Origin of the sequence: Diaphorobacter aerolatus (assembly GCF_014489535.1) — a bacterium.
Lineage (GTDB): Bacteria > Pseudomonadota > Gammaproteobacteria > Burkholderiales > Burkholderiaceae_C > Diaphorobacter_A > Diaphorobacter_A aerolatus.
Window position 1 is genome coordinate 562,785 of record NZ_CP060783.1, and the last position, 12,954, is coordinate 575,738.

The 12,954-nt window shown below is 59.3% G+C and carries 8 protein-coding genes and 2 pseudogenes; all 10 read right to left on the reverse strand.

What is annotated here, in order from left to right:
• Window positions 1-49: 49 nt before the first annotated feature.
• Window positions 50-841 (reverse strand): type VI secretion IcmF C-terminal domain-containing protein, encoded by a 792-nt coding sequence (locus H9K75_RS02720; RefSeq protein ID WP_187724673.1) that lies wholly within the window; start codon window positions 839-841, stop codon window positions 50-52.
• Window positions 829-3,156, reverse strand: a complete 2,328-nt coding sequence (gene tssM / locus H9K75_RS02725; RefSeq protein WP_187724674.1) for a type VI secretion system membrane subunit TssM — start codon at window positions 3,154-3,156, stop codon at window positions 829-831. Before tssM ends, H9K75_RS02720 begins: the two co-directional genes overlap by 13 nt.
• Before the next feature lie 176 nt (window positions 3,157-3,332).
• Complete coding sequence (locus H9K75_RS02730) at window positions 3,333-4,997, reverse strand: DotU family type VI secretion system protein (RefSeq protein WP_187724675.1); 1,665 nt, start codon at window positions 4,995-4,997, stop codon at window positions 3,333-3,335.
• Window positions 4,998-5,086: 89 nt separating this feature from the next.
• Complete coding sequence (gene tssK, locus H9K75_RS02735; protein ID WP_187724676.1) at window positions 5,087-6,415, reverse strand: type VI secretion system baseplate subunit TssK; 1,329 nt, start codon at window positions 6,413-6,415, stop codon at window positions 5,087-5,089.
• 24 nt (window positions 6,416-6,439) lie between these two features.
• On the reverse strand, window positions 6,440-7,054 hold the full coding sequence (gene tssJ, locus H9K75_RS02740; protein WP_187724677.1) for a type VI secretion system lipoprotein TssJ: 615 nt from the start codon (window positions 7,052-7,054) through the stop codon (window positions 6,440-6,442).
• 200 nt (window positions 7,055-7,254) lie between these two features.
• Window positions 7,255-7,833 (reverse strand): RHS domain-containing protein, encoded by a 579-nt coding sequence (locus tag H9K75_RS02745; protein WP_187724678.1) that lies wholly within the window; start codon window positions 7,831-7,833, stop codon window positions 7,255-7,257.
• A 57-nt stretch (window positions 7,834-7,890) separates the two neighbouring features.
• A complete protein-coding gene (locus H9K75_RS02750) occupies window positions 7,891-8,709 on the reverse strand; it encodes a hypothetical protein (RefSeq protein ID WP_187724679.1) in 819 nt (272 codons plus the stop codon).
• A 108-nt stretch (window positions 8,710-8,817) separates the two neighbouring features.
• A pseudogene (locus H9K75_RS25350) lies at window positions 8,818-8,994 on the reverse strand (RHS repeat-associated core domain-containing protein); the annotation flags it as partial.
• Between the two features lie 135 nt (window positions 8,995-9,129).
• Window positions 9,130-9,489, reverse strand: a pseudogene (locus H9K75_RS25710) (hypothetical protein); the annotation flags it as partial.
• Window positions 9,490-10,049: 560 nt separating this feature from the next.
• The gene (locus H9K75_RS02760) at window positions 10,050-12,893 is read right to left on the reverse strand and encodes a DUF6531 domain-containing protein (RefSeq protein ID WP_187724681.1); all 2,844 of its coding nucleotides are present in this window, start codon (window positions 12,891-12,893) and stop codon (window positions 10,050-10,052) included.
• Window positions 12,894-12,954 lie beyond the last annotated feature (61 nt).

Below are 12,954 nucleotides of genomic sequence, written 5' to 3' on the forward strand. Positions count from 1 at the left end.
GGGGTCGGTGTCGTTATTGCTGCAATTCTCTTTCGAATCAATGGGTTCGTTAGCCCGGACAACTGAAGGTCTGCAGTTGGTTGAGTCGGAACGGATTCTGCACGCTGCCTGCCGTCACTTCGAACACCACCTTCTTGCCACCGACCAGCGCCGTTGCCGTGAATGACTCGGGGCGAGACCCCGCGGCCAGCGTGAGCTTGTCAAAGAAACGATGCAAGGCCCATGCGCCATCTGCCGTCATGGCATTTTGCCCGCCAGACTTGTCGGTAATCTGCAATGACACCTGCTGGCGACCTCGCGGCCCCGGCCATGATACGGGCTGACTCATCTGTGGGCCGTGGGCGTAGCGGAGTACCGTGCCGTCCACGTCCAGCGCCATGTTCGAAATGGAAGGATCCATTTCGACCACCTTCATCTCGATGCGCAGTTTCGGCAGCGAGTCGCCTGAAAAGAACACGCTCTTGATCACGCTGGCTTTCTGAAACGATCCGAGGTTCGCCCCGCCGCCAGTGGAGCTACCGTCGATGCTCTTTTTGTACGTCCAGGTGGTCGTATCGACGATCTGAGCAAGATTGCGGTTGAAAAAGTCATCCATCAGGCCACCGCTACCGAACAGGCGCGCAAAATCCTGCGGCGTGACATCGTCCGTGGACCCGCGATTCAGCGGATAGCGACCAGCCAGGGCCTTGCGGCAAAAATCGCCGACATTCGCGCGTAGCTCCGACGTCACCTTGGCATTGGCCATGCTCGCAATCTCGCGACTGCCCGTGTTGGCAATGCCGCCCAGCATCGCACCGAGCGGCGCAGGCAGGCGTGAGGCTTCGGTCTTCAATCGCAGCACGGTGTCGTTGCTCGGCGGCGTGCCCCCGAACGGTGCGCCGCATCGGCCGCGATCAGGGTGCCGTAGTATTCATCCAGCGTCTTGAGCAGCGAGTCGATGGGCATGTTGCCCTGAGTCTGCTGGCCCGGCGCGCCAACGAGCCGACGCAGCGGCTCGAAATAATCATCGACGATACGTTCATCGCGCGTCGCGCGCGTGGCCTGGGATCCGGGCACCGGCCCCACCACACGTTCGAAATCATCGCGCGTGTTCTTGAGTTTCTGTGCCATCTTGTCGACCACCGTCTGCTGCCCTTTTTCCGGCTCACGCAGCAACGTGGTTTCGCGAACCACGGCGCGCAAAAAAAGGGGTAGCGGCGAGTCTGGGGCGGAGAGCACCGCCATGCGCTGGATCGACGATTGCAGCGAATCGCTGGGGATCAGTTGCACGTCCTGCATGAGTTGCGACCAGGTCTGCTGGTACTCGCGAAGGTACAGCAGCCGCACCTCGCGCACGAGCTTGCCCTGCATGGCCTCGCCGAGCTGGGCCTTGATGCTTTGCTCGCCGAGACCCAGCACCCAGCCCTCGTCGTCGCTGACCTCGGTGACAACGCCAGCCACCGATTTGTCGAACAGATCCCAGTAACCCTGATAGGTGAACAGGCCGGGAACGCCTCGATTGAGCGGTTGTCCACTCTTGCGCATGAACACGTTGGCAGCCTGCGGCCCCGCGACGTCCATGATGTTGAACTCACGCATGCTCTCGCGCATCAACCTGCTGCGCAGCCGGAAGTACACGCGCTGCGCGGTCGACAGGCTGGCCAGACGAGTACGCACGCTGCTCACCAGTTCCGTGTTGATCGGGAACGGCGAACTCACAACCCGGCCGTCGGCGAACAACGCACTCACATGCTGCTCGATGCTCTTCGCCGTCGCCGGATCGGCATCGGGCAGCAAAAAGGTTTTGATGTCGGTGATCACCCAGTCACGCATCGTCTTGGGCGAATAGTGCTCGGGTTGCTGGAGCATCAAATAGGCTCTGAGCGCTTCGTACAGATATTCCAGATTATTGGCAGGAGGATTTCTGAGCGTGGCTTCGAGTCGTTTGGAGACGAATGGCAGCAGCCCGTTGTCCAGCATCCGCTGGTAGGCGTTGTCGGCGGCAGCACTGACCTTCGCGCCCTGGTAGAGACCGTAGCGGTAGTTCGTTGGCGGATCATCGCTCTGGAAATCCTTCATGTCGCCGATACCCTTGACCTGCTCCAACAGCTTCAGCAAGCCGCCGAGATCAGCCGTGTTGGCGTCGTAGTGCGCAATCGATTTCGATGCCTGTTCGGCGTTGTCGCTCGCCTGCGCAAGATATTGATTGTTGTTGCCGTAGCTGATCAGCCAGGCCGCAATGGCACCGAGCAGCAACAGTACCGACAAGCCATATCCGAGATAGGTAAACAGGCGCGTACGCCGCTCCCACTTCACGTTTCGACCGGCAAGATGCGACTCGGCGAAGATCACCTTGACCAACAGGTCGTACAGGAAATAGCTCTTGCCGGAATCCGTGTTCTGCGCGGTCGGCACGTGGCCTGCGGACGAAAACTGTTTGCGCAGGCTGCCGAGCACGCGATCGTAGACCGTGCCTTCCTGCGTTCCGCTGCTGAAGTACACGCCGCGCAGCAACGGCTGCTGCGTCAGGCGCGATTCGGCGAACACGAAGTCAACCGCCTTCGCAACTCGTGCCTGCAAACCGGCGAACTGCTGCGGGAATGCGTAGATGTAGTTGCGCCGACGCAGTTCCTGCTCGCGGGCCAGATGCGCATCCTGTACGCTGAAAAGCGATTGCTCCAGCGCTGCCCATTCCTGCTGGAACGCGGCCTTTGTTGGACGATTGGTTTTGGACTTGTCCGAATACGGAAAGGTGAAGCCCCAGACCTGCTTGCGCTGCTCGTTGCTGTAGCCGCCGAAGAAGTCATTGAAGCCAGCGAGCAGATCCACCTTGGTCACCCATAGATAAACCGGCAGTTCGATCGCAAACGAACCCTGCAGCTCGTTGAGACGCTCACGCAGTGCCGTGAGGTGCTGCACCAGTTCATCGTCGGTAAAGGTCAGCAGGTCGGAAACGCTCAGCGTCAACATGACGCCGTTCACCGGTTGCCTCGGGCGGTATTTCTTGAGCAACCCCAGAAAGCCCTGCCACTCCGTCTTGTCCACGTCTTCGTTGCTGTCGTGCGTCGTGTAGCGTCCGGCGGTATCGATGACGACCGCCTGGTCGGTGAACCACCAGTCGCAGTTGCGCGTTCCGCCCACGCCTTGAAGCGCGGCCTTGCCGTACTGGCCGGCCAATGGAAAATCCAGCCCGAATTCACAAGCGCCGTGGTCTTGCCCGAACCCGGGGCGCCGACGATGATGTACCAGGGCAGTTCATAGATGAACTTGCGCCCCAGATGCCGTTGTGCGACTTGCCGTCCACGCGCATCGACTTGAGCGTCCTGGCGGCCTCGGAGAACCGTCCTTGAAGTTCAACGACCTCGTCGCTCACATCGGAATTCTTGCGCTGCGTCTCTACCGCGTCCTTGATGCGACCGATGCGGTCGAACAGGAGATTGTTCACGCGTCGGCGACGCCAGAACGACACCAGCAACCACAGGAAATACAGGCCGAACAGGCAACCGATGATCCACCAGCGCACGCGCATGGACTCCAGCGGCCGGTAATCCGCAAACGCGAACAGCGGCCCCGCAAACCACACGAACAACGACAGCGCCAAGACACCGACAAACACCCAGAAGGCGCGGCTCACGAAGAAACCAAAAATACGTCTCAACCAATACATCATCTTTTAGCCTCCGGTGAGGCAGGCTGTGCGGGGCGGCAGACGGGTTGGTTGCCAGCGGCGCGGACGCTGCCGTGGGCGCGGCGAACAGCACCACCTCCACGCGTCGATTGCGCGCGCGTCCCTCAGCGGTCTTGTTGTCGGCCACCGGCTGGGCATCGCCGAGCCCTTGCGCACGCAAACGTCCGGGCGCTACGCCCCGGCTTTTCAAAATCGCTGCTACCTGTTCGGCGCGTTCGCGTGAGAGTTCAAAGTTGGATGGATAACGGGCCGTCCGGATCGGTTGATTGTCGGTATATCCGCTCACCATCACGTTCCCTTGCCGCGTAGCCAGCGCATCCGCGATTCGCGTAAGCACCGGCATATACGCGGGAAGCACATTGGTCGAGCCCGATGCAAACAGCCCGTCGCCACGCAGCACGATGGTACTGCGGTCCGCCTCGTCATGCACGGTCACCAGGCCCTCACGAATCTCGGGTTCGAGGAACTTGCCGAAACGCACTTCGGCCGGTCTTGCCGCAGCCACCACCGGTCGATTCAGGTGCAGGCCGTTGATGCTGGAGAACAGCGAATCCGAGCGATTGGCCAGCGAGAACGAAAACCACAGAAAGCATCCAAGGCCGATGAGTGCGGCCAGGCAGGCGACGACCCAGGCGGGCAGAAGCCGCCAGCCCTGCGGGCCACCACCGCTGGCGCCCTTCCAGTGCGGCGAAAGAGTGTCGTCACTGCCGACGCCCAGGTCCCGCAAAATGGTCCAGAGTCGCTGGCGCAGCGTTTCCAGTTGCGCGCGTCCATTGTCGACAACGCGAAACCGCCCTTCCAGGCCGAGCGAAATGCAGTAGTACATCAGCTCCAGCAAATCACGATACTGCTGCGGATTCTGCGCAAGCTTCGAGAGCAACTGAAAGAACTTCTCGCCGCCCCAGGTCTCGTTATGAAAGGTCACGAGCAGACTGTGCCGCGACCACACGCCCGAGCCGCCCCAGGGCGTCTGGGCCGCAGACTCGTCGAGCAGCGTGCACAGGCAATAACGGGCACCCACGACCGTCTCGGGTGCGACGTTGAGCGAGCGCGCGCGTCGCTCGAAGTCATGAATCTTCTCGATCAGAAACTCACGAAACCGGGCCGGGTCACCCATCTGTGCCGTATTCCGAATCTGGGGCACGAGATTGAGAACCGGATTGGCCGCCATCACCAGTGGATTGGAACCACTGACGACGTCCGGCAGGTCAAGCACCTGAGCCGTGGCCGCCCCAGGCTGAGGACCGGCTGCCGCGTCTGAGGCGACGTGCGGCTGTTGCTCGGTGCCGAAAAGCGCATCTATGGACGTGAATGAGGGTGGACTGGACACAAAGATTCTTTTTCAGTTTTGTTCAGCGCTAGCACGCCGGTCTGGCCAGATCGGGCGTGCACCATAACTGTTCAGCGAACGCTCTGGCCTCAAGGTTTGATGGCCCAGAACTCCAACCGCAAGCCCGGAAAATCGCCGGCGATATGCATGGCGACACCACCTGAGCGCTGCAATTGGTCCCACAACTCGTTGGTCGTGTCGAGCTGGAAATAGTTGTAGTTCGCGTGATAGGGCAGCTCGCGCGGAGCAATCGGCATCGGATGAACGCGCACGCCCGGCAGGTGCAGGTTGACCAGATCGCGAATCTTCTCCACCGGGCCAATCTTCACCTGGGTCGGGAACCGCGAGCGCACCACGTCGGCAGGCAATTCGGCGAATACCGCCAGCACGAAGCTCGCCTCCTTGACCAGATTGAGATCGGGAATGACACCGACGCGCACGCCATACTGCCGCTCGTGCAACTCGATCGGGATCGCATTCTGTTCGAGCACCATCGACAGCGAACGCCGAATGTCGGCCACCAGCGCCTCAAAGCACGGGCTCGGCTCGTCATGGTCGTACACGGGGTATTGAATCGGCCTGCGACCTTCGCGCGTGAAGGTCGACAGCTCGCCCGCGAGCTCCAGCAGATTCCCATAGACACGTTCGGGATGAAGAATCTGGTGGTCGCGCAGATGCGTGATCATGGGCTGCCAGCGGTTGATGATGTTGAGCATCATGAAGTCGCCCACTTCCGCAATACCGCCGCGCCCCGGCTGCAGCACGCGCGCCGCAAGCGCCTCGCCGCGCTGGTGCAGCAGCCCGGCGATGTCGTCCACCATCGAATGCAGCAGCGAACTCTGGCCATAGGTGATCGACGGTTGTATGAACCGGTGGTCGATCACCACCGTGCCGTCGTTTCGCCGCTCAAGCACATGCACCACGCCGATGCGCAGCCACTCGTCCGTGATGCGTGACGCGGGAATCAGCTTGGCGCGCATGTGCGCCACCTGCGCGAGCGCGGGTTCGCCCGATTCCGAATTCGAATCGGTCAGATCCGCATCCTCGGCGGTATAGCGCGCGAGCACATCGTCGTCCTGGAAACTCAGCTCCGTGGCGAACACCCGGCGCATCGGAAGCGCGAGATAAATGCGTTCGTCCTTGAGCGCCTTGTCCACCTCCAGCGGCTCGACCATGGCGTCCTGCCCGGGAAAGCTGAACGGCGTGCCATCGGGGAACACTCCCACCGCTTTCACGAGCGCAATCTTGCCGAGAGCAAGCGCTTCGAGGTCCAGCACCAGTTCCCGAAATCCCCAGAAATACGGCTCGGCGGACATCGCACGCGAATGCGAGAAAAACTCCAGATAGCGCTCTTGCTGCTGGAAATGTTGCGGTCGCAGGAACATGCCTTCAGACCACACCACCTTGCGTGAATACATCTCTCGACTCCCTCTGGAAGCAATCTAATAGTTTCGGATCAAAACACCGACATCGTCAAAACGGTAGCGAAATGCCTCCCGGCAACTTGGGCATGCCGCCTCCCCGAAACCACCCGTAGGCACAGGAACCTCCTGCACATTGGACGTCACGGTCACCTTGTTCGGCCCGACAGCCACCTTGACGATGGCGGTGTCAAACGAAGGCTGGAACACCGCAAACCGCCCCAGTTCCTTGGGCGCTGGAAGCGGCGCAATCCCGCGCCACACGGCCTTGTCCAGATCCCGGTAGGCCACGAACACGCCCAGCAGACGCTCATCACCCGAAGCCTTGCCCAGCAACACCTTCGCCTCTCCAGGCTGGAGCGTGATCGTCTCCTTGGACACCAGCTCCGAGCCCAGAATCTGATCGTCCTTCTCATACAGCGTGAAAAAATCCGCCGTGCTGAAGGCACTCATCCCGCGCAAGCGATACACCTTCACCTGCACAGGCGCAGCCTTGCCATTGCGATCAGGGTTCAACGCCTCATCCGCCGTGATCACCACGGTATACGGCGCAGGCATCGACGCCCGAGGCCCGGCGCAGCCCGCCAACAACAACGAGGTCCCCAGCAAAACCAACCCGGTCAGCAACTTCTTCATGATCTGGCAACTCTATGAATGCTTAAAATCTAATAGCAATCGCTAATTATTACAAAATATTGTGTCAGGCCGATTGAATAGCGCAACCGCCAGTCAAAAATGACTTTAGTGTGCAACAAAACCGAGGATAACCGTATGCTTTCGGTGAAAAATTCGCGGATCTGATCGCTCTTGGCCTTTGAGGAAGACGAACACCAGACTCATTGACTTGTAACATACTGCCATCCTCGCAACTGCGGCAGCCTTTTCTTGGCCATCTCGTCCCATTCACAGCACCGCCTGCGTGCTGCCTCTCTGCCCATCTTCAGAAAAGACCCTTGACCCAGCGCATGCACCCGTTGGCCTTCGAGTGCCTTGATCTCCCATTTTTCGCTGACCGTTGCACCCCACGTCTTGTAGCTTGCCTGCCAGATCAGTTGGCCTTGCGCGTTGCTCAGCTCCTGCGGCATGCCCACCTGGTCGGTATGAAAGTAGTACACGTTGCAGAGCTTAGCCGAGGCCGACTGGCCGTCCGTGCCCGTCGCGCTCCAATGCTGATGCGCCTGCGCGCTCAAGGCCTCCCAGTACTGGGCTTCCAGCGAGTCATTGGCTGCTGTCTTTGAAGGCACTCTATCGTGTGCCGGAGTCGTAGCGGGCGGTTGCGCGTCATCGCGCGTGCCCATCCCTCCCGCATCTGCATGTTCGCCATCCGCATCCAGCCTTGCCAATGGCACGTAGCTGTCCGGTTCATATACGTAGCTGATGAGGGCACTTCCCCGCCGCTCCTCGATCAGGCGCATCCCCTCCCAAATGAAGGTGGTCGTGCCAAACGAAGAAAAACTTAGTCTTTATACTCTTCAGCGCAATGAGTTCAAACTCAAGCTGTCTACTCTATCCTGCAAAAGTTCAATCATCTTAATCTGCTTCTCACATTCTGCTTGAATGATATTTTCATATACATCTTTTGACGCAGAAGGTGGCGTATATACATAGTCCAGATAGTTCAAAACCCTTTCCGCACAATTTGCAGTATGATTTTCATCGTTTTCCTGCAATGCAATTGCCATACTAGTAGCAGCACCGAAAAGCTCATCTAGACCACCAGATTCATCAGAATCGGGATCCCATTCCACCGCCTCTAACTGCGAAATTGTATTGTCATCAACAGCTGGATCATTCGAATTCCAGCACGAATTAATGGCCGTTCGCAACAATTCAACCGCCGATGGTTCAATATTTGTTTTCACCGAATCCAAAATGTCTTTTTGTTGGAATAAATAATTTACACACCAAGCTCCAAATCTTCCTTTATTAGCTGCGTCCAATTTCCGCGACTCATGCTGAACACGATCCACATGACTTACTATATCAATCATAAACACCTCCAATACCATCCACACTAGGTTTGCAGTGCACACAAGGTGCATTTGTTTGTTTACCCCCCAGGAAATTCCCTTTCTGGTCACCTGGGATCCTTCAGGAATATTTCGAATTATAATTTGCTCCGCGTGATTAACATTAATGGGATTCCCCTCCTTCGGCAACGCTGAACCCTTACCGTGTATTATATTCGCTTCAGGCACTCCAAGTTCCTGTAATCTCGCCCTTTGCCTTGGGTTTAATTTTCCGCTACTCCCTGCCGCATACAGTGTCGTTTTTCCATTCGGTAATTTCACCTCGAAAATAGATACGGTAGAATTACGTATTGATCGAGCATTTGGAATTTTCCCCCGGCAAGATTATGAACTTCTCTAGCTTTACCACTCAATCCCCGCAAGCTAATCCCAAGGATCAATCCACGAAATCGGATTCGGCGAATAACTCCCTAAATTAATCCCACCCAGCAGCCCAATCGGATCCGGACACACAAACCTTCCGATATCCGCATCGTAGTACCGAAACGTGTTGTAGTGCAGCCCTGTCTCGCGGTCCAGGTACTGCCCCTGAAATCTCAGGTTCTGCTGTCTCTCTGCCTCGTCTTCGGGGAAGTCTCCCTGATCCAGCGCATGCACCCGTTGGCCTTCGAGTGCCTTGATCTCCCATTCTTCGCTGACCGTCGCGCCCCACGTCTTGTAGCTTGCCTGCCAGACCAGTTGGCCTTGCGCGTTGCTCAGCTCCTGCGGCATGCCCACCTGGTCGGTGTGGAAGTAGTACACATTGCAGAGCTTGGCCGAGGTCGACTGGCCGTCCGTGCCCGCTGCACTCCAATGCTGATGCGCCTGCGCGCTCAAGGCCTCCCAGTACTGGGCTTCCAGCGAGTCATTGGCTGCTGCCTTTGAAGGCACTCTATCGTGTGCCGGATTCGTAGCGGGCGGTTGCGCGTCATCGCGCGTGCCCATCCCTCCTGCATCTGCATGTTCGCCATCCGCATCCAGCCTTGCCAATGGCACGTAGCTGTCCGGTTCATATACGTAGCTGATGACAGCACTTCCCCGCCGCTCCTCGATCAACCGCATCCCCTCCCAGATGAAGGTGGTCGTGCCAAACCGATCATGCTTGGCCACGCGTCGGCCCAGTGCGTCGTAATCAAAGCGCGTGACCTGCGTGGTTTCGTGTTCGGTGCCCGGTCGGCGCGTGGTACGCACTTCCGCAAGGTGATTGTCGTCATCCCAGACAAAGCTTTGATCCGTGTGGCGCCCGCTGAGCTTGCGGATCAGGCGCGCGTGACCATCGTAGAAGTAGCGTTTGTCCTCAAACACCCGCACCAGGTTGTCGCGCACATAGCCGCGCTGGGACAGCGCCGTGCCGCGCTGTACGGCTTGCTGGGTCGCGCTGTCCTGGATGTTGCCAGCGGGATCGTAGCCAAAGCTCTCGTTGGCCGCCTGAGGCAAGGGGTTGCGTATTCCTGGCAGTGCGCCGCGCGCCGTCTGCAGGATGCGCCCCGTGGCATCGTACTGGTGTCCCGTGTCACCCCGCAAGCTGTGCCGGCTCGCCCGCAACTCGCCGACTTTGTCGTAGCGCCAGGCCTTGAGCAACCCGGCGCTGGAAATCGAGCGCGTGCTGGTGAGCGGCTCACTCAATCCCTCCAGTGCTTTTTGCCACGCTGGTTCCCCGCGTGGCCGGGGCCGAAGCCCTGGCTGACAATGCTTGCGGATTGGCTCCAGGCACCGGTCATGCGTCCCACGGGGTCATATGCGTAGCGCGTCTGTATCGTGCCCTGCGTGCGCAGGATTTCCTGGTGCAGGTTGTCGCGCTCGATGTCACAGATGAGTTGGTGCACGGCCAGCGCATCGGGCTTCGCGCTCTCGCGCCGCTGGTAGTTGATTTGGTGCAGGTGACCCGAGCCGTAGTACAGGTAGTTCAGCGCCCGCTCCTGCGGCCGCGCGTCGCCCGGCAGGGTTGGCAATCGCGTTTGCGTGCGGTTGCCCAACGCGTCATGCTGATGATGCAACGTGTGGAAGGTGCCGTTTGAATGCTCCAAGGCCGTCTCGGTGATCAAGCGTCCCAGTACGTCATAGACAAACGTGGTCGTGTGCAGCGGTTGAAGGCTCTCGCCATTCGCTGCATCGACTCGCCACTTGACTGCGGAAGTGAGTCGATCAAGTTCATCGTATTGGTAACGATAGCAATACTCGCCGGTGCGCTTTTGCAAAAGCCTTCCGGCAGCGTCACGCAAAAGTTCTGTTCGACGCGGTTGTGGGCCGTCGTGAACGGAGGCTGCGCCGTGGTGATCGCCCCAGCCAGCGATTTCGGGCGTGCTACCTTGTGTGCGCGCCCCAGCGACAACCGCTAGATCATCGCCCAACGCAGGGTGGTGCGTTACGGCCATCGGCCAGCCGGCCTTGTCGTATTCCACCGTCACGCGTTGGCCGCCAACGCGGTGCTCTTCAACCAGTTGATCGCCTGCGTTGTATTCAAACGTGAACGACTCCCCGTTCTCGTTGGTCAAACGAGAGAGACGACGTGCGTGGTCATATTCCATGTGGATTTGACGGCCTTCCGCATCCTCGCGAAGCGTCAATTGTCCACGCAGGTTCCAGGCGAAACGCGTGCTTCGGCTCAGTGCATCGCGTGCACTGACCAGTCGACTCGCTGCGTCCCAGTCGTAGGATTGGTGCGCACCATCGGGCAGGCTCTGCGCTCGCAGGTTGCCGTTCGGGTCGTGTGTGTACTCGGTAACCTGGCCCTTCGCATCGGTAACACGCGAAAGGTATCCGCTCCCGTCATAGGCGTAGTGTGTAGTCTGCGCGGAGCAGTCCTTGTATTCGAGCATTTGCGCTCTTGCGCTCCAGCGCAGTCGCTTGACTCCGCCCTTGGCATCAGTGACGCGCAGGACAAGACCGCGGTTGTCATAGGCGAAGAGCGTCTCGCTGCCGTCCGGAGCAGTGTGGCGTGTGAGATTGCCATGGTCATCGTAGGCAAACCGGTCTGCACTACCGTCGGGAGCCGTATCGAGCCAGGGCAAGCCCAGGGGCGTCCAACTGGTGCTCCAGGTCCGACCGAGCGTGTCGGTTTCGGCAGTCTGCAAGCCGAGTTCGTCGTAGCGATAGGTGGTAGTCGCCCCACTGGGCTCCACCAGACTCAGAAGCTGCTTCAATTCATCGTATGCGGCGCGCCATGTTGCGCCCATCGGATTGGTGTAGCCAAGGATGCAAAACTCTGCATTCCAGGCCCAGTTCTGTTCACGTCCCAGTTGATCTACCGCCGTCGTATAACCCGCCACAAGATTGGGCTCGACCGCTCCATCGGCAGGCACTTCTGACAACATGCGATAGCTGATGTCGTAGCTTTCGCCATCGTTGGTCCAATGGCGCACCACGCGCGCCCAGCGCCCCTTGCCGTGCCACTCGTAGCAGCACTCCAGCCCTGCCGCATCCGCGTGCAAGGTCATCAAACGATCGGCGTTATAGGCAAATCGGCGCGCGGGCTGGCCGTTTCGATCCCACACCTCCGTCAGTTGTCCAGCGCTGTCATATCGGTAGCGAACCAACACGCCGGGGCTCTCGTCCGGCGCTGGTGTCGTGATGCCAATCTCGGCCAGCCGCGCCGCAGCGTCGTAGCGCAGATCGAGCAGGCGTCCGGTGCTGTCGGTGATTTGGTGCAACTGAAACAATGTATTCCAGCGCAGTTCGATGTAGTTGGCGTTGCGATCTTCGATGCGCAACAACTTGAGACGTTGCTCGCCGGCCTGATCTTCCAATGGCTCAAACAGCCAGTATTCCCCGTCGATCGACTGGGTAAAGTAGCGACCTCCATCGCTTCGCCATAACCAGTAGCCTTCGCTTTGGCTGTAGACGCCCGTGCCGGGCTCTAGTTGAGGAAACTCGATGTCGCGGCCTTGCTGGTCGTAGAGTGTCGCGACCGGCTCGCCCTTCTTGTTGTGGCCCACGACCAGTTCGACGGAGAACGGCACGCTCCAGCCTTGGCCCAGCATGCCATCGCCGCGCACATCGTGGCTGCTGTACAAGCGCTGCCACACGAGTGGCATCGGCCCCGGCAGCACAAAGTCCAGATCATTGGCACCGGCGAGAACCTTCCCTCCGGTGGCTGCCATCACGGGGTTGCCCATTGAGCTGACGAGACCCCACACACCCACGCCCGCCGACAGCGCTCCTTCCACGAGACAGGGAACCGCCGAGCGGCCCTGTCGTGCGAGCTTCGGAAGGCAGCGTATTCCTCGCGCCAGCATGGCAATGCTGAGGACGGTGACGATGGCTTTGGAGATGAACGGTACTTCGTCGGCAACATCACGCACTCTGGCTTTGGGTCCGCCCACGATGACGTCTGGTGAGCCTTCACTGATCTTCGCGCCACAAGTCGTTTGATCGTCCTTGCGCGACATGACCCAGGTATTGACGAAGACGGTCTCCGCACCCTCTGCCAGATAAATAGGGGGCGAGTGCTTGGAGCATATCGCCATGTCAATGGGCGCCTCGGGACTGGCCCGTGCCGCCCCTCGTGCTTTGCTATTGATGAACACG

Excerpts from the sequence above, each read along its gene's own strand:
- tssK (WP_187724676.1), bottom strand. The coding sequence starts at position 6,415 with ATGTATTCACGCAAGGTGGTGTGGTCTGAAGGCATGTTCCTGCGACCG.
- tssJ (WP_187724677.1), bottom strand. The coding sequence starts at position 7,054 with ATGAAGAAGTTGCTGACCGGGTTGGTTTTGCTGGGGACCTCGTTGTTG.
- H9K75_RS02745 (WP_187724678.1), bottom strand. The coding sequence starts at position 7,833 with ATGCGCCTGATCGAGGAGCGGCGGGGAAGTGCCCTCATCAGCTACGTA.
- H9K75_RS02760 (WP_187724681.1), bottom strand. The coding sequence starts at position 12,893 with ATGGCGATATGCTCCAAGCACTCGCCCCCTATTTATCTGGCAGAGGGT.